Origin of the sequence: Nitrosomonas sp. (genome assembly GCF_040240425.1) — a bacterium.
GTDB lineage: Bacteria > Pseudomonadota > Gammaproteobacteria > Burkholderiales > Nitrosomonadaceae > Nitrosomonas.
This window is the reverse complement of the sequence record NZ_QPHG01000012.1, coordinates 1-16090: the sequence shown is the minus strand read 5'-3', so window position 1 is coordinate 16090 and position 16090 is coordinate 1. Positions and strand designations below refer to the sequence as shown.

The following is a 16090-nucleotide window of genomic DNA, read 5'->3' as shown; positions in this document are numbered from 1 at the left end:
GAAAGGCTTTTGCGATAGCAAAAGCCTTTTTTATTGGATGCGGCGGATTTGCGCGCCGAGCGCGGACAATTTACCTTCGATATTTTCATAACCGCGATCCAGGTGGTAGATACGGTCAATTACGGTTTCACCTTGCGCAATCAATCCGGCGATCACGAGACTGGCCGAAGCGCGTAGATCTGTCGCCATCACATTGGCGCCATCCAAGCGAGCAATGCCAGTAACGATGGCGGCGTTGCCTTCGACCTCGATGCTGGCGTTCATGCGTTTCAATTCCTGCACATGCATCAGGCGGTTTTCAAAAATGGTTTCGGTAATGATCGCAGTACCGTCTGCAATGCAATTCAGCGACATGAATTGCGCCTGCATATCAGTCGGGAAAGCCGGATAGGGGGCGGTTCGCACATTCACCGATTTGGGTTTCGTGTGCATTTTAAGATTGATCCAGTTTCCGTTGGAATCAATCCGCGCCCCGGCTTCGGTCAATTTATCCAGAACCGCGTCGAGAAGATGCGCATCGGTATTTTTCAAGTGAATTTCGCCACCGGTGGCGGTAGTCGCGACCAGAAAAGTACCGGTTTCAATTCGATCGGGCATGACCGTGTGCTCCGCGCCATGCAGCGACGGTACACCTTCAATCGTGATGATGTCAGTGCCCGCGCCTTGAATTTTTGCCCCCATTGCTTTCAGGCAATTGGCCAGATCAATGATTTCCGGTTCGCGTGCGGCATTTTCAAGAATTGTCGTTCCTTCGGCGAGCGTTGCCGCCATCATCAAATTTTCCGTTCCGGTGACGGTCACAATATCGAAAACGATGCGCGCACCGTGCAATTTCTTGGCTACAGCATGAATGTAGCCATGCCGGATATGAATTTCCGCGCCCATGGCCTGTAGACCTTTGATATGCAGATCGACCGGACGCAAACCGATGGCGCAGCCGCCGGGCAGTGAAATCTCCGCTTCGCCGGCGCGAGCAAGCAAAGGACCAAGCACCAGAATGGCGGCACGCATGGTTTTGACCATTTCATACGGTGCGATCAGCTGGGACAGCGTAGCGGCCGAAAGCACAACTTCGTTATTACTGCCGGAAATGTCTGTTCCCATTTGCTTGAGCAATGACAACATGGTGGTGATGTCATGCAATGCCGGAACATTATTGATTTTAAGCGATTCCCCAGTTAGCAATGCAGCACACAACAGCGGAAGCGCGGCGTTTTTTGCGCCCGAAATGGAAATCTCGCCGTGTAGCGGCACGCCCCCTTGGATAATCAGTTTTTGCATAGCATGAAAAATTCAAATGAAGTTTCGATTAAAATTCCGGTCTGGTTGAAATGTGCCCAAGTTCACTGCATCATACCGTAATAGTGCGGTTAAGGTTATGCGCGGGCACCAACTATAACAAAAAATACGGAATCAATTTCATCAGGAGAAAAAATGACCAAGCAAATCATCCATACCGCCGATGCACCACAAGCCATCGGCACTTATTCCCAAGCAGTGCGGGTGCGAGGAGGAGGGTATACCATCTATCTGTCGGGACAGATCGGACTAAATCCGGCCAGCATGCGAATGGCGGACGGAATTGAAGCGCAGATACAACAGGTATTTTCCAACCTGAAAGCAGTCGCGGCAGCCAGTGACGGCAGCTTGAACGATATTGTGAAGCTCAATATATATCTCACCGATCTTGGCAATTTCGCGCTGGTCAATGAAATCATGGCCAGTCATTTTTCCCAACCCTATCCGGCTCGTGCCGCCGTTGGTGTCAAAGCACTACCACGTGATGCGCTGGTGGAAATGGATGCAGTCATGGTGTTGCAAAGCTGATCAGTCACTCAGTGACTGCCAGCACGCAGGTGCAGGAAAAATTATCCCGTTTGGGCATTGATACCGAACTGGATTTGATTTTGCACCTGCCGATTCGTTATGAAGATGAAACACATCTGTTTCCCATCTCCGATGCGCCGCCAGGGCAAACAGTGCAGGTTGAAGGCGTTATAATTCACAATGAAGTGGTTTTTCGTCCCAGACGGCAACTGGTTTGCCAGGTGGAAGATAGCAGCGGTGTTTTAGTGATGCGTTTTCTCAATTTCTACGGCAGTCAAATCAAAACGTATGCGGTGGGAAAGCGTGTGCGCTTATTGGGCGAGATTCGTAGCGGTTTTTTCGGCGCCGAAATGGTACACCCCAAGTGCCGCATCGTCCGTGACGGAGAATCGCTGGCGGATACCATGACGCCGGTTTATCCCACGACAGCGGGTTTGACGCAAAAAATTCTTGCCAAATTAATCGCACAAGCTCTGCAGAATGGGCAGCGCATGCTGACCGAAACCGTGCCTGACCGCATTATCAGCAAGTATCGGCTGGCAGATTTCCGGGAAAGCGTGATGTGCTTGCACAATCCGCCACCCGAGGTATCGATCGAAGCGCTACAAACACGCACGCATCCGGCTTGGCGGCGCATCAAATTCGACGAATTACTGGCGCAGCAATTATCGATGCGCTTGCACTACCGGCAACGGCGCAGCCATTCCGCGCCAGCGTTGGCGCAAAAAGACAATTTGAAACAGCAATTTCTCGCACAACTAAATTTTGCGCTGACAACCGCGCAAATCAGGGTTTCCGCAGAAATCAGCCGCGATTTGGCCTCTGCGTATCCGATGCAGCGTTTGTTGCAAGGCGATGTCGGCAGCGGCAAAACAATCGTGGCCGCGTTGGCTGCGTTACAGGCGATTGAAAACGGTTATCAGGCGGCGATCATGGCACCGACCGAGATTCTTGCCGAGCAGCATTTTCAGAAATTGACCAGCTGGTTTGAGCCGTTGGGAATCAAAGTGGCTTGGTTGTCCGGGAGTCAAAAGAAGAAACAAAAACAAGCCGTGCTGGATGACATCGCATCCGGGGCCGCGCAACTGGCTGCTGGTACGCACGCGCTGTTCCAGGATCAAGTGATATTTCATCGATTGGGCTTGGCCATCATCGACGAGCAGCATCGATTTGGTGTGCATCAGCGCCTGGCGTTGCGCATGAAAGGCGCGCAATCCGATCAAGTGCCGCACCAGCTGATGATGAGCGCCACGCCGATTCCACGCACGCTGTCGATGAGCTATTTCGCCGATCTGGATGTATCGGTTATCGATGAATTGCCGCCGGGTCGATCGCCGGTCGTAACCAAATTGATCGCCGATAACCGCCGTGACGAGGTCATTGCCCGCATACAACATGCCTGCGAGCAAGGCAAGCAAGTTTATTGGGTTTGTCCGTTGATTGAGGAATCTGAAGTCTTACAACTGCAAACCGCGATGGAAACTTGCGAAAGCTTGAATAAGGTATTTCCGCATTTGCGTATCGGATTAGTGCATGGACGCTTGCCCGCGCAGGAAAAAGCCGCGATGATGGCAGCGTTTAAGCAAGGAGAAATCCAATTGCTGGTGGCAACGACTGTAATTGAAGTTGGCGTGGATGTGCCGAATGCATCACTGATGGTGATCGAAAACGCCGAGCGCATGGGGTTGTCGCAATTACATCAATTGCGCGGCCGTGTCGGGCGCGGATCGGAAGCCAGTATCTGTATTTTGCTGTTTCAGCAACCGCTATCCGAAATCGCCCGTAAGCGGCTCAAAATCATTTTCGAGCATACGGATGGTTTTGAAATCGCGCGCCAGGATTTGAATTTGCGCGGACCAGGAGAATTCCTGGGGGCGCGGCAGAGCGGTGTACCGATGCTGCGTTTCGCCGATCTGGAGCAAGATGTCGAGTTACTCACGGCTGCGCAAGCCGCAGCGGAAGAAATGCTTAATTGCCATCCGGATTTGGCGCAGCGGCATATTGAGCGGTGGTTGGGGGATAAAACGGAATATTTGCGGGTATGAATACAAAAAATGGATTACCGGCAGAGATACGCTGCCATCTTCTACCGGTTAAGATCAAATGAATAGATTGAATCAAACAACAAAGGATCATTACTATCATGATTGTTAAGGATAAAGTCTCATGGACACGACTGCTGTTTCATTTCAGAGGCAGTAGTATCATGGTGACGTGGCCGCGTATTCTCACGGTCACTATTTCCGCGATGATCGTTACTTATGTTGAGCTACGCTATGACATTCAAGCATATACGCTCACGACAACTCCTTTTTTGCTGATTGGCGTTGCGCTGGGTATATTTCTGGGTTTCCGCAACAGCGCTTCCTATGATAAATTTTGGGAGGGGCGTAAGCTTTGGGGTGCGTTAGTCAACACCTCGCGCATTCTGGCCCGCCAAACATGCTTTTTGATCGAATCCTCGCACGATACCGAAGCAGTACGGCGTTTTCGTGAAATATTCGTCAAACGTGTGATTGCCTATGCTCATGCACTGCGTTGTCACTTGCGCAAGGAAGATCCCGCGGAGGAAATCAAAAAATTTCTATCGCCGGAAGACCTGGCTCAAGTACTCAAATCGTCACACCGCCCGCTGGCAATTTTGCAGCAACTGAGCCGCGATCTTGCAACTGCACGCCAGCAACAGTGGTTAAGTGGACTCAATCATCCGGTAATGGATGCGCAGATCAACGAATTTACTCATATTCTAGGCGGCTGCGAGCGCATCAAAAATACTCCATTACCGTTCAGTTATTCCGTACTGATCCACCGGATCGTGGCTTCCTATTGTTTTTTCCTGCCGTTTGGATTGGTTGAAACCACCAGTGTGCTGACACCGATTGTCGTGTTACTGATTTCCTATGCATTCTTTGAATTGGATGCCATCGGCGACGAAATTGAGGATCCTTTTGGTTTGCAGCCGAATGACCTACCGTTGACCGCGATTTCACGGAATATCGAAATTAATTTGCTGGAGTTAATTGAAGACCCCGATCGTCCGGAAGTATTAAAGCCGGTCAATGATATCTTGATGTAAGGCAGCTATTTTATGAAACAGCGGCAGGATCATGCGGATATGGTTTATTAGAGACTACTGTATAATCCCGTTCCAACAATTCTCAGTATGACTTTGCCGGGTATTAGGTTAAGAATTTCTATCATGCAACAATCTCAATTTGCAGCTTTGCCGCGATGAACAAAGCCCATCCGCTGGCATGGCATTCCGCGCTGACTTCTGTTTCATACCATCAACGCAATTGGTTACAGGATCGCGGATCGTTGACGCGCCGCATCCAGGATCGCTGCGGACAATTTCGCGTAAAGCGCGTATTTCAGTCGTTCAGCAGGATTTACGGCGATGAATTGGCAGTGATGGGGTTGCGCGCTAGTGAGTTGGCCATGGTGCGCGAAGTTTATTTATACTGCGGAAATACGCCGGTGGTATTCGCGCATTCGGTGGTAGCGCATAAAAATCTGCGTGGCGCATGGCGGGGATTGAGCGGATTGGGCAATAAATCGCTGGGAACAGTTTTGTTTACCAACCCCAGAATCAAACGCACGCCGCTGGAATTTAAAAAAGTCAGTTGCGGCCATTTTTTGTATGATCGCGCATGCGCCGGATTATCTTCGAAACCGGCCAGTCTATGGGCGCGGCGTTCGTTATTTACGTTGCACGGACAGTCGATTTTAGTCACCGAAGTTTTTTTACCCGCTATCTTGAATTTACCGCTATGAACTTGGCAGATCGAATTAAAACCTATGCGCAATTGATGCGGCTCGACAAGCCGATTGGTATTCTGCTGCTGTTGTGGCCGATGTTGTGGGGTTTATGGTTTGCCGCGCAGGGATTGCCCGATGGACAGATTCTGGTCATTTTTGTGCTAGGCACGGTGCTGATGCGCTCGGCGGGTTGTGTCATCAATGACTATGCCGACCGCAAGATCGATCCGCATGTCGAGCGCACCAAGAATCGCCCGATGGCAGCGGGCCGCGTTAGCTCCAAAGAAGCTCTGCTACTGGCGGCGGGATTAAGTATTTGTGCATTTCTGCTGATCCTGCCTTTGAATCAACTGACCATCCTGCTTTCGGTACCGGCACTGTTTCTGGCTGCGAGCTATCCGTTCACCAAGCGTTTCTTTGCGATGCCGCAAGCTTATTTGGGCATTGCATTCAGTTTCGGTATTCCGATGGCTTTTGCAGCGCAAACCGATAGCTTGCCGCCAATTATCTGGATTCTGATGTTGGCCAATTTGTTCTGGGTGATTGCGTACGATACCGAGTATGCCATCGTCGATAAACCGGACGATTTAAAAATCGGTATTCAAACTTCCGCGATTACCTTTGGGCGTTTCGATGTGCTGGGCGTGATGATGTGTCATGCTTGTTTCCTTGCGATCATGTTGATCATCGGGCAAATGCAGCAGATGAATTGGGCGTACTACGCCGGGTTGGTAACCGCATGCGGTTTGATTGCATACCAATATGCCTTGATTCGTAATCGTGACCGGGCGCTGTGCTTCAAAGCATTCTTGCATAATAATTGGGTGGGAATGGCGGTGTTTGCCGGGATCGCGCTCGATTTCCTCATTTTTCCGCATTAAGGATTTAATCCATGCAATATAAAGATCTGCGTGATTTCATCGCGCAATTGGAAGCGATGGGCGAGTTGAAACGCATACAGACCGAAGTCGATCCCACATTGGAAATGACCGAGATCTGTGACCGCGTCTTAAAAGCGCAAGGTCCAGCCATATTATTCGAGAACCCTAAAGGGCACAGCATGCCGGTGCTGGGCAATTTGTTCGGCACGCCGAAACGGGTGGCATTAGGCATGGGGCAAGAATCGGTCGAGGCGTTGCGCGAGGTCGGTAAATTATTGGCGTACCTGAAAGAACCCGATCCGCCAAAAGGATTGAAGGATGCCTGGGATAAACTGCCGCTATTGAAACAAGTGTTGAACATGGCACCGAAGGAGCTCAGCAGCGCGTCGTGCCAGGAAATCGTGTGGGAAGACAATGATGTCGATCTGAGCCGCATACCGATTCAAACCTGTTGGCCCGGGGACGTCGCGCCGCTGATCACGTGGGGTCTGACGGTGACCCGGGGACCGAACAAAACCCGGCAGAATTTAGGTATTTACCGCCAGCAAGTCATTGGTCCGAATAAAGTCATTATGCGCTGGCTGGCGCATCGCGGCGGGGCGCTGGATTTCCGGGAATTCAACCTATTGAATCCGGGCAAACCGTATCCATTGGCGGTGGCTCTGGGTGCCGACCCGGCGACTATTCTGGGTGCCGTGACGCCGGTGCCGGATACATTGAGCGAATATCAGTTCGCGGGGTTATTGCGCGGCGCCAAAACAGAAGTGGTGAAATGCATCGGCAACGATCTGCAAGTACCGGCGAGTGCTGAAATCGTACTGGAAGGTGCGATTCATCCCGGAGAAACTGCACTGGAAGGACCGTATGGCGATCATACCGGCTACTATAACGAGCAGGAAACTTTCCCTGTCTTTACCATCGACCGTATCACCATGCGGCGTAACCCGATTTATCATTCCACTTACACCGGCAAACCGCCCGATGAACCGGCCATTCTCGGCGTGGCATTGAACGAAGTGTTTGTGCCGCTGCTGCAGAAACAATTCCCGGAAATTACTGATTTTTACCTGCCGCCGGAAGGGTGCTCGTACCGCATGGCGGTGGTCAGCATGAAAAAACAGTACGCCGGACACAGCAAACGCGTGATGTTTGGCATCTGGAGCTTTTTGCGCCAGTTCATGTACACCAAGTTCATCATCGTTACCGACGACGACATCAACGTGCGCGACTGGAAAGAAGTGATCTGGGCAATCACCACCCGGGTCGATCCGGTGCGCGATACGCTGCTGGTTGAAAATACGCCGATCGACTACCTCGATTTCGCCAGTCCGATTTCCGGATTGGGCGGCAAGATGGGGCTGGATGCGACCAATAAATTTCCGGGTGAGACGAATCGGGAATGGGGCACACCGATAGCGATGGATGATGCGATCAAGCAGCGGGTCGATGCCATGTGGCAAGATCTGGGGATTTAGCGCCATGCGCGAGATTGGACAAACTATCGTATTGTTGACCATGAGCAACGTTTTCATGACCTTCGCCTGGTACGCGCATTTGAAGGAATTGAATCACAAACCTTGGATTATCGCCGCACTGGTGAGCTGGGGCATCGCGTTTTTTGAATATATGCTGCAAGTTCCCGCCAACCGGATCGGCTTCACCGTGCTTTCAGTGGCGCAACTGAAAATACTTCAGGAAGTGATCACACTCAGTATTTTTGTTCCATTTGCATTGTTTTATTTAAAAGAACCGCTGAAACTGGATTATCTATGGGCTGGACTGTGTATGGTGGGCGCGGTTTATTTCATGTTCCGCGCACGCTAATTGAATTTTGATTTTCTGAACAATTTAAAATCCCTATTTTTCGATAGAACATCGACTGCGAGAAATAGTACAATGTTGAGTTATTAGGATAAATAAGCCGGTGGGATTTTGCGATGAGTCCGGTAATCAGGGATTGCGAATAATTGAATCAGACAGACAGGCATTGCACACTAAATCCAGAATGAAGTTACCTATTATCCCGAGTATATTTATCCTGGCATTAGTCCTCGCTTTACCGCTCAACGGATGGGGCAGTTGTGTCGTTCCCAAAACCGAAGGCGAAGGTGAAATTGAGAGCGCACTTAAACTCATCGTCAAACCGCAAAAAAAACCGGTGTTCATCGAGGCCGATCGGATTACCGGTTATTACAAACAGGAAGTCGAAGCGACCGGCAATGCGGTTCTACAGCGGGGTGACAATACCCTCACGGCAGACCGCGTGAAATATTACGAACAGACCGAAGATGCCGAAGTTGAAGGGAATATCCATCTGGAAAGACCTAAAGAAATTCTGCAAGGCAAAAAACTCGAACTCAACATGAAAACCGAAGTCGGTCAATTGACCGAACCGCGCTATTCCATGAAGCAAGGAAAAGGGCGCGGCGCTGGCGATATTTTGTATTTTGAAGGCAAAGATCACTACCGGATTAAAGAGACCAACTACACCACCTGCCCGCCAAGAAAAAGGGATTGGTATCTACGCGCGACAGAGCTGGAAATTGACAACAACCAAGAAGTGGCTACCGGAAAGCATGTCAGTATTGTGTTTAAAGATGTGCCGATTCTGTATTCACCATGGGTAAATTTTTCCTATAGCGGCCGTCGTAAAAGCGGATTACTGGCGCCTGTGGCGGGTTACAACGCCAAAACCGGCTTCGATATGGGGTTGCCGATTTATTTGAATATCGCACCCAATATCGATGCGACGGTAACACCGCGGATTATGACGATGCGTGGTTTTTTGTTAAGCAACGAGCTGCGCTATCTCGGCAATAACAATATGAACGGTCATTTGCTGTTCGATATTCTGCCGATGGACATCAATACCAATCGAACCCGCTGGGGCGTTTTATACACACATTCGCAAAATATCGGCCGGGGCTGGCAAGGTTTTATGAATTATAACGAGGTATCTGACGACCGGTATTTTCGTGAGCTTACCCCTAACCTGGCCCAGACCAGCTTGACCAACTTGTCGCAACAAGCTGGCGTTTCATACACCGGTCGATTAGGGCAAGATGGCGCATTGCAATTCACCGGATTTGCACAGCGCTTTCAGACCCTCCAGGATCCATTGGCACGGTTTGTTTCTCCCTACGAGCGATTGCCGCATTTTGCTTTGAATGCCGTCAAATATAATGTCGGCAAAATGGATTTCGAGATGAAAAGCAGCTGGACGAATTTTTATCATCCGACGCTCGTCGATGGTAATCGCCTTGTTTTTTATCCCAGTGTCAGTGTTCCGTTGCGTAATGAATACGGCTATATCACACCCAAATTCGGGTTGCACTATACGCACTATAATCTTGATTCAGCGCCAGTCGAAGGTAAAAGCAGCAACCTTGACCGCACCGTGCCGATTTTCAGCTGGGATAGCGGTATTGCATTTGATCGTCAAGTAAAGCTATGGGATACAAAATTTATTCAGACGCTGGAACCGCGCTTATTCTATGTTTATGCGCCTTACCGGAATCAAAGCTACTTGCCTAATTTTGACTCCGCCGTCAATGACTTCAGCTTTGCGCAAATACTGACCGAGAACCGTTTCAGCGGCGGTGACCGTATCAATGATGCCAATCGTGTCGTAGCTGCGTTGACATCGCGATTCGTGGAACAAGAAACGGGTATCGAACGATTGCGGCTTGCCGTTGGACAGCAATTCAATTTTAACGACCCTAGAGTTCTATTGCTTCCGCCTCAAGTCACCAGCGGCCGGTCGGACTTCATTGCCGCGATATCCGGACGTCTGACACCGACCATCAGTGCCGACTCGAATGTCCAGATGGACGAATCCAAATTATGGATTGAGAAAGTCCGTACTGGTATCAGTTACCAGCCGGAAGCCGGCAAGGTGCTCAATCTGGGCTACCGGTTTACCCGCGGTGTATTGGAACAAGTCGATACTTCAATGCAATGGCCGCTGGGCGGAAATTGGCATGGCGTTACCCGGGTCAATTATTCATTGCTGGATGATAAAATTCTGGCCGGTTTAGCCGGTTTTGAATATAACTCATGCTGCTGGGCCTTACGGGTTGTACTGCAACGGTTGACGACCGCGACACAAACGACCACCACTGCATTTTTTGTGCAACTTGAGTTGAAAGGGTTAATGGGACTTGGCAATAACCCGTTGCAGGTGCTGCAACAAAGCATTCCCGGCTATACCAGCGTCCATTAAGCGTTGATTTTTCCTATCGCATTTATCCAGTGTTGTCATTTTATGCATAAAAGCAATTATTTTTGCATTCCTTTGCTGCTTATCGTATTGCTATCGGCTCCCATTGCCGCGCAGGAGTCGATGTTCGTTCCGGCTGCCAAACCCATCGATCATATCGTAGCCGTGGTGAACGAAGATGTGATTACGCGCCAGGAGCTTGACGATGCGGTGAAAACAGCGGTTGGCCGTTTGCAGCAACAAGGCGTGCAATTACCGGATCAGCGCAGCCTGGAAAATCAGGTACTGGAATCGGTTGTCATGAAACACATCCAATTACAGCATGCCAAGGAGGTTGGCCTGGCGGTTGGTGAAAGCGAATTGGACGAGACCATACAACGGATTGCGGCGGACAATAAATTATCCTTGCCGGAATTTCATGCGGTACTGGAAAAAGACGGCATCAGTTACAACAAATTCCGCGATGAAATCCGCGATGAAATGATCATGGCGCGGCTTAAGGAACGAGAAGTAAAGCATCAGGTAAATGTCACCGAAGGGGAGGTGGATAATTACCTCCAGACGCAAAAATCCACTTCCGAAGGCCAAGACGAATACCGGCTTGCGCATATTTTGATCCTGGTGCCGGAAAATACCGCGCCGAGTCAAATTCAGCAAAGAGCGGAGCGGGCAAAATTGGCGTCCGATAAGCTTCAGCAGGGCGTGGATTTTTCCCAGGTTGCGGCGGAATTTTCCGATGCCACCGACGCCAAGACCGGTGGCATTATCGAATGGCGCCCAGTCACGCAAATGGGTCCAACCTTCGCCGAGCTGCTGGAACCGCTGCAACCCGGCGATGTGACACCGGTGGTGCAAAGCCCCAGCGGTTTCCACATTTTCAAGCTGCTCGGCAGGCGCGCGCAAGAAACACCGACCGTCATCATTGACCAAACACATGCGCGCCATATATTGATTAAAATTAATGAACTGACTTCGGAAAGCGATGGCAAGCAAAAGATTCTTCAGATTAAGGAGCGACTGGATAAAGGAGAAAACTTCGAAGAAGTCGCGAAACTGTATTCCGAAGATACCAGTGCTTCTTCCGGCGGCGACCTCGGCTGGCTCTCGCCAGGTGATACCGTGCCGGATTTTGAACGAGCGATGAATGCGCTGCTGCCGGGGCAGGTGAGCGATCCGGTCCGGTCGCAATTTGGCTGGCATTTAATCCAAGTACTGGAACGCCGCTCGCAAGATATCAGCCTGGACCGGCGCCGTCAGACGGCAAGGCAAGCGATACGCTCACGTAAAGCCGATGTCGTGGTGCAGGAATGGCTGCGGCAGCTGCGCGATCAAGCCTATGTGGAATACCGTTTGGACGACGACCATGAGCACTAAATTCATTCCCTCACTCGTATTGACACCCGGCGAACCGGCGGGAATCGGTCCCGACTTATGCGTGCAAATCGCGCAACAACTGTTATCGTGCCGATTGGCTGTCATTGCGGATGGTGAGTTGCTCATGGCCCGCGCGCAGCAGTTGCAGCTTCCGCTGAAACTGATCGATGCCGCTGCAGCGCCGTCAGCGCCGCATGAAGCCGGTAGCTTGCAGCTCATGCATGTGCCATTGGCGCAAACAGCGGTTCCTGGCACATTGAATCCGGCGAATGCGCAATATGTGCTAGAGACGCTCCGCCATGCGGTCGCCGCTTGCCAGTCCGGTCAGTTTGACGGCATGGTGACTGCCCCCGTGCATAAAGGCGTGATCAACGATGCCGGTATCCCGTTCACCGGACATACCGAATATTTATCCGAATTACTGCATAGCCCCGTTGTCATGATGCTGGCGGGCGGGAATATGTGTGTAACGCTAGCAACCACGCATTTACCGCTGAAAGATGTGGCCGCGGCCATCACGGCGGATCGAATCGAAAGCAAATTGCGCATCATTCAACGCGATCTAATCACGCGCTTTATGTTGGAAAATCCGCGCATTGCCGTTGCCGGACTTAATCCGCATGCCGGTGAATCGGGACATTTAGGCCGGGAAGAAATCGATGTCATCATTCCGGTGCTGAATAAATTACGCGCCGAAGGCATGCAGCTGACCGGCCCGGTACCGGCGGATACCTTGTTCAACCCGGCGCAACTGAAGCAGTTCGATTGTATATTCACCATGTACCACGATCAGGGTTTGCCGGTTCTGAAACATGCCAGCTTTGGCGGTGGCGTGAATATTACCTTGGGATTACCCATTATTCGCACATCGGTTGATCATGGCACTGCTTTGGAATTAGCTGGAACAGGACGGGCGAATCCGGGCAGCCTGCTGACAGCGATTGAAATGGCTGTGCAGTTAGCAAAGAACCAGACCCAATTTCTCCATCATGCGTCATAACCCGCGCAAACGTTTTGGCCAGAATTTCCTGGTCGATCAGCATATTATTGCGCAAATCGTTGCTGAAATTTATCCGCAGAAGAGCGACCGGATTATTGAAATCGGCCCGGGGTTGGGTGCACTGACACGCCCTTTGTTGCAGGTTCTGGATCACTTGCACGTGATCGAAATTGACCGGGATATTGTGAGCCAATTGAATCAGGTGTTTGCGCAGGAAGAATTGACCATTCATGCCGCCGATGCGCTGAAATTCGATTTCTCCGCATTGGGCAGCAAACTGCGCATTGTCGGCAATTTACCTTATAACATTTCAACACCGTTACTGTTTCATCTCAGCCAATTCGCGGAACATATCCTGGATATGCATTTTATGCTGCAAAAGGAAGTTGTCGATCGCATGGTCGGTTCACCCGCCACCGCAGATTATGGACGGCTCTCCGTCATGTTGCAGTACCGTTTCGATATGGAATATGTTTTCAGTGTCCCGGCGGAATCATTCCGCCCCGTACCCAAAGTTGAATCGGCTATCGTTCGCATGACTCCACGCGATTCGTCTGTGCGCATCGTTAAGAACGAAGCGTTATTTTCACAAATTGTCACCGCGGCATTTTCACAGCGCCGCAAAACGCTTCGCAACACACTGCAACAACATTTAACGGCCAGTGATTTCAGCGCCTTGGGAATCGATTCGGGGTTGCGCGCCGAGAATTTGTCCGTGGAGGAATTTGCCGCGATCGCGAATTTCCTATCTTGACGATGGGCGTTGCATTTCTACTGATTCGACGGCTGACGCTCTCAGCCGCACGTTGCTTTAAAGTACTGCGGGTTTATTGGGGAGTTCATTGGTATCTTTTTCCGGATCAAATGGAAAATATTTCTGCAACTGCATGCCGACGGCATGAATACCCGCGATAACACCAGCCTCGAATTGCCGTTGCCGGAATGCCGATTCCATCATCCGGCAAATATCCTGCCATTCCTGATCCGGGACTTTGGCATGAATACCTCGATCGGCGATGATTTCCACCGTGCGATCGCCCAATAACAAGTAAATCAGCACACCATTATTGTGCTCGGTATCCCAAACCCGCATTTGTGAGAACACCTCAATCGCGCGTTCCCGGGCAGTCTGGTTTTTGAGTAGCGGCAGTGTATTCAGCGCCGCTTCCACGGCAAAACAAATTTCACCGCCATGTGTCATTTCCGATTGCACAATCGCTTGTTCGATCGCTGCAAGCGATACGGCCGGAAATGTGCGGCGTTGTGTCAATTGTCCGGTTAATAAGTGACGCAGGATACGAGCAAAATTCATTTACCACCTCCCCGATGCACCACCGCCGCCAAAACCGCCACCCCCGCCACCCCCGCCACCAAAGCCACCACCACCGAAACCGCCACGATCAAACCCGCCGTGCCGGTAACTGCGATCTGACCAGCCACCACGCCCGGTTCGATAAATTCCTCCGCCGCTATTCAAAAAGAGATTGATGAAGAATGCCGCGATCGCAATCAGAATGGCAGCTGTCAACGACGCAAAAGACAACCATCCGATGATTCCCACGCCAATACCGGCGACCATTGCGCCGGCAAGGCGGCCAAGCATAACTTGTAGAATTCTTCCCAGCACCATCGCTCCGATCAGAAGGGAAACAAAATTTTCGACCGGAGAATGTTCACCCGCAGCGCTATTAGTATTTCGGGAGTTTTTAGGAAGCGGCAACGGTTCGCCTTGAATCAGGTGGATGATGGCCTCGATTCCGGCATCGATGCCGTTGGCAAAATGCCCCAGTTTGAAGTGCGGTGTCATAATATCCGCGATAATGCGTTTGGCTATCGCATCTGGTATCACGCCTTCCAGTCCGTAACCAACTTCGATGCGCAAGGCGCGATCGTTCTTGGCGATGAGCAATAAAATGCCATCGTCTATGCCTTTACGCCCCAATTGCCACGTTTCCGCCACGCGTATGGAATATTGCTCGATGGTTTCAGGTTGCGTAGTCGGGATCATTAATACCGCAATCTGACTGCCTTTGGTTTTCTCAAATGCCTGTAACTTTTGCTCCAGATGCATGACTTCACTGGCGGAGAGAGTTGCAGTCAAATCGTTGACATGTGCTTTGAGCGGAGGAATGGCCGCATCGGCCATAGCGAACGTAGCACTCAGCAGCATGGTTATGAGCAACCATGCTGCTATTCCCGGCCGGATTATTCTGGCGAGTATCATATTGGCTTATTTTTCCGCCGGTGCGGGCGCAGCGAAATCCACTCTAGGCGCTGCTGATATTTCTTGCTCATTTTCCACGGTGAAGCTGGGTTTGGTTTGAAAACCGAACATCATTGCCGTGAGATTGCTGGGGAAAGAACGCACCACGATATTGTATTCCTGCACCGCTTTGATATAACGATTGCGTGCCACGGTAATGCGGTTCTCAGTACCTTCCAGCTGTGCCTGTAAATCGCGGAAATTTGCATCCGACTTTAATTCGGGATAGTTTTCAGTAACAACCAGTAATCGAGCGAGTGAACTCGATAACTCACCTTGTGCGTTCTGGAATTTGGCGAAAGCTTCGGGATTATTGAGCAGCTCCGGGGTGGCTTGAATACTGCCGACTCTGGAGCGAGCAGTCGTGACGCCTAACAACACATCTTTTTCTTGTGCGGCAAATCCCTTAACCGTATTGACCAAATTAGGAACCAAGTCAGCGCGGCGCTTATATTGATTCAAAACTTCCGCCCAGCTGGCTTTAATTTGTTCATCAGTCGCTTGCAGCGTATTGTAACCGCAGCCGCTTAAAAGAAGCGCATAGAGAATTACCGTGAGCGATAGAAAAGCGCGCATATCCTGCTCCCATAAAATTGAAATTACTTTATAAATGGAGATGAAAGTAGCAATTACAATCTTTATTAAGTTGTAAGAAACCTCAGGGTTGTTTACAGAGAGGTTGATTGAAATAAGCGTCGAGTATTTCATAAGGGGTGGCATTATTCAAACTCTTATGAGGCTTAACGGTATTGTAGAAGTTAATGAAA

15 protein-coding genes are annotated in these 16090 nt (G+C 50.5%); 11 read left to right on the top strand and 4 right to left on the bottom strand.

Going from position 1 to position 16090, the window contains the following annotated elements; translation table 11 throughout:
- Positions 1 to 30: 30 nt before the first annotated feature.
- Positions 31 to 1281 carry a UDP-N-acetylglucosamine 1-carboxyvinyltransferase gene (gene murA, locus DU481_RS06310; protein WP_350133378.1) on the bottom strand — a complete coding sequence of 417 codons (1251 nt, stop codon included), beginning with the start codon at positions 1279 to 1281 and terminating at the stop codon, positions 31 to 33.
- Between the two features lie 153 nt (positions 1282 to 1434).
- On the opposite strand from murA, the gene DU481_RS06305 reads away from it, so the two are divergent.
- The 11 genes from DU481_RS06305 to rsmA all read left to right on the top strand — a co-directional run bounded on the left by DU481_RS06305 (position 1435) and on the right by rsmA (position 13814).
- Positions 1435 to 1827, top strand: a complete 393-nt coding sequence (locus DU481_RS06305; RefSeq protein WP_350133377.1) for a RidA family protein — start codon at positions 1435 to 1437, stop codon at positions 1825 to 1827.
- A gap of 11 nt (positions 1828 to 1838) precedes the next feature.
- The gene (gene recG / locus DU481_RS06300; protein ID WP_350133376.1) at positions 1839 to 3872 is read left to right on the top strand and encodes an ATP-dependent DNA helicase RecG; all 2034 of its coding nucleotides are present in this window, start codon (positions 1839 to 1841) and stop codon (positions 3870 to 3872) included.
- A gap of 98 nt (positions 3873 to 3970) precedes the next feature.
- Positions 3971 to 4903, top strand: a complete 933-nt coding sequence (locus DU481_RS06295) for a bestrophin family protein (protein ID WP_350133375.1) — start codon at positions 3971 to 3973, stop codon at positions 4901 to 4903.
- A gap of 155 nt (positions 4904 to 5058) precedes the next feature.
- Positions 5059 to 5601 (top strand): chorismate--pyruvate lyase family protein, encoded by a 543-nt coding sequence (locus DU481_RS06290; RefSeq protein ID WP_350133374.1) that lies wholly within the window; start codon positions 5059 to 5061, stop codon positions 5599 to 5601.
- On the top strand, positions 5598 to 6467 hold the full coding sequence (ubiA, locus tag DU481_RS06285; protein ID WP_350133373.1) for a 4-hydroxybenzoate octaprenyltransferase: 870 nt from the start codon (positions 5598 to 5600) through the stop codon (positions 6465 to 6467). The genes DU481_RS06290 and ubiA overlap by 4 nt, the downstream gene beginning before the upstream one ends.
- 11 nt (positions 6468 to 6478) lie before the next feature.
- Positions 6479 to 7942, top strand: a complete 1464-nt coding sequence (gene ubiD / locus DU481_RS06280; RefSeq protein ID WP_350133372.1) for a 4-hydroxy-3-polyprenylbenzoate decarboxylase — start codon at positions 6479 to 6481, stop codon at positions 7940 to 7942.
- 4 nt (positions 7943 to 7946) lie between these two features.
- Positions 7947 to 8291 carry a DMT family protein gene (locus tag DU481_RS06275; RefSeq protein ID WP_350133431.1) on the top strand — a complete coding sequence of 115 codons (345 nt, stop codon included), beginning with the start codon at positions 7947 to 7949 and terminating at the stop codon, positions 8289 to 8291.
- Between the two features lie 181 nt (positions 8292 to 8472).
- Positions 8473 to 10689, top strand: coding sequence for an LPS-assembly protein LptD (locus DU481_RS06270; RefSeq protein ID WP_350133371.1), 2217 nt, complete (start codon positions 8473 to 8475; stop codon positions 10687 to 10689).
- Between the two features lie 42 nt (positions 10690 to 10731).
- The gene (locus DU481_RS06265) at positions 10732 to 12060 is read left to right on the top strand and encodes a peptidylprolyl isomerase (protein ID WP_350133370.1); all 1329 of its coding nucleotides are present in this window, start codon (positions 10732 to 10734) and stop codon (positions 12058 to 12060) included.
- Positions 12050 to 13060, top strand: a complete 1011-nt coding sequence (gene pdxA, locus DU481_RS06260; RefSeq protein ID WP_350133369.1) for a 4-hydroxythreonine-4-phosphate dehydrogenase PdxA — start codon at positions 12050 to 12052, stop codon at positions 13058 to 13060. The genes DU481_RS06265 and pdxA overlap by 11 nt, the downstream gene beginning before the upstream one ends.
- A complete protein-coding gene (rsmA, locus tag DU481_RS06255; protein WP_350133368.1) occupies positions 13050 to 13814 on the top strand; it encodes a 16S rRNA (adenine(1518)-N(6)/adenine(1519)-N(6))-dimethyltransferase RsmA in 765 nt (254 codons plus the stop codon). Before pdxA ends, rsmA begins: the two co-directional genes overlap by 11 nt.
- A gap of 57 nt (positions 13815 to 13871) precedes the next feature.
- On the opposite strand, the gene DU481_RS06250 is transcribed toward rsmA, so the two are convergent.
- Genes DU481_RS06250 through DU481_RS06240 form a run of 3 tightly spaced genes read right to left on the bottom strand, consistent with a single transcriptional unit; the run spans position 13872 to position 15899 of the window.
- Positions 13872 to 14372: a TPM domain-containing protein gene (locus tag DU481_RS06250; RefSeq protein WP_350133367.1), complete on the bottom strand. Its 501-nt coding sequence runs from the start codon at positions 14370 to 14372 to the stop codon at positions 13872 to 13874.
- The gene (locus tag DU481_RS06245; protein WP_350133366.1) at positions 14373 to 15230 is read right to left on the bottom strand and encodes a TPM domain-containing protein; all 858 of its coding nucleotides are present in this window, start codon (positions 15228 to 15230) and stop codon (positions 14373 to 14375) included. It lies immediately after the preceding gene.
- 60 nt (positions 15231 to 15290) lie between these two features.
- Complete coding sequence (locus tag DU481_RS06240; protein WP_090319944.1) at positions 15291 to 15899, bottom strand: LemA family protein; 609 nt, start codon at positions 15897 to 15899, stop codon at positions 15291 to 15293.
- Positions 15900 to 16090: the final 191 nt, after the last annotated feature.

Bases quoted from the DNA above. Each gene is read 5' to 3' on its own strand.
- murA (WP_350133378.1), bottom strand. From the start codon at position 1,281: ATGCAAAAACTGATTATCCAAGGGGGCGTGCCGCTACACGGCGAGATT.
- DU481_RS06305 (WP_350133377.1), top strand. From the start codon at position 1,435: ATGACCAAGCAAATCATCCATACCGCCGATGCACCACAAGCCATCGGC.
- DU481_RS06295 (WP_350133375.1), top strand. From the start codon at position 3,971: ATGATTGTTAAGGATAAAGTCTCATGGACACGACTGCTGTTTCATTTC.
- DU481_RS06290 (WP_350133374.1), top strand. From the start codon at position 5,059: ATGAACAAAGCCCATCCGCTGGCATGGCATTCCGCGCTGACTTCTGTT.
- ubiA (WP_350133373.1), top strand. From the start codon at position 5,598: ATGAACTTGGCAGATCGAATTAAAACCTATGCGCAATTGATGCGGCTC.
- ubiD (WP_350133372.1), top strand. From the start codon at position 6,479: ATGCAATATAAAGATCTGCGTGATTTCATCGCGCAATTGGAAGCGATG.
- DU481_RS06275 (WP_350133431.1), top strand. From the start codon at position 7,947: ATGCGCGAGATTGGACAAACTATCGTATTGTTGACCATGAGCAACGTT.
- DU481_RS06270 (WP_350133371.1), top strand. From the start codon at position 8,473: ATGAAGTTACCTATTATCCCGAGTATATTTATCCTGGCATTAGTCCTC.
- DU481_RS06265 (WP_350133370.1), top strand. From the start codon at position 10,732: ATGCATAAAAGCAATTATTTTTGCATTCCTTTGCTGCTTATCGTATTG.
- pdxA (WP_350133369.1), top strand. From the start codon at position 12,050: ATGAGCACTAAATTCATTCCCTCACTCGTATTGACACCCGGCGAACCG.
- rsmA (WP_350133368.1), top strand. From the start codon at position 13,050: ATGCGTCATAACCCGCGCAAACGTTTTGGCCAGAATTTCCTGGTCGAT.
- DU481_RS06250 (WP_350133367.1), bottom strand. From the start codon at position 14,372: ATGAATTTTGCTCGTATCCTGCGTCACTTATTAACCGGACAATTGACA.
- DU481_RS06245 (WP_350133366.1), bottom strand. From the start codon at position 15,230: ATGCTGCTGAGTGCTACGTTCGCTATGGCCGATGCGGCCATTCCTCCG.
- DU481_RS06240 (WP_090319944.1), bottom strand. From the start codon at position 15,899: ATGCGCGCTTTTCTATCGCTCACGGTAATTCTCTATGCGCTTCTTTTA.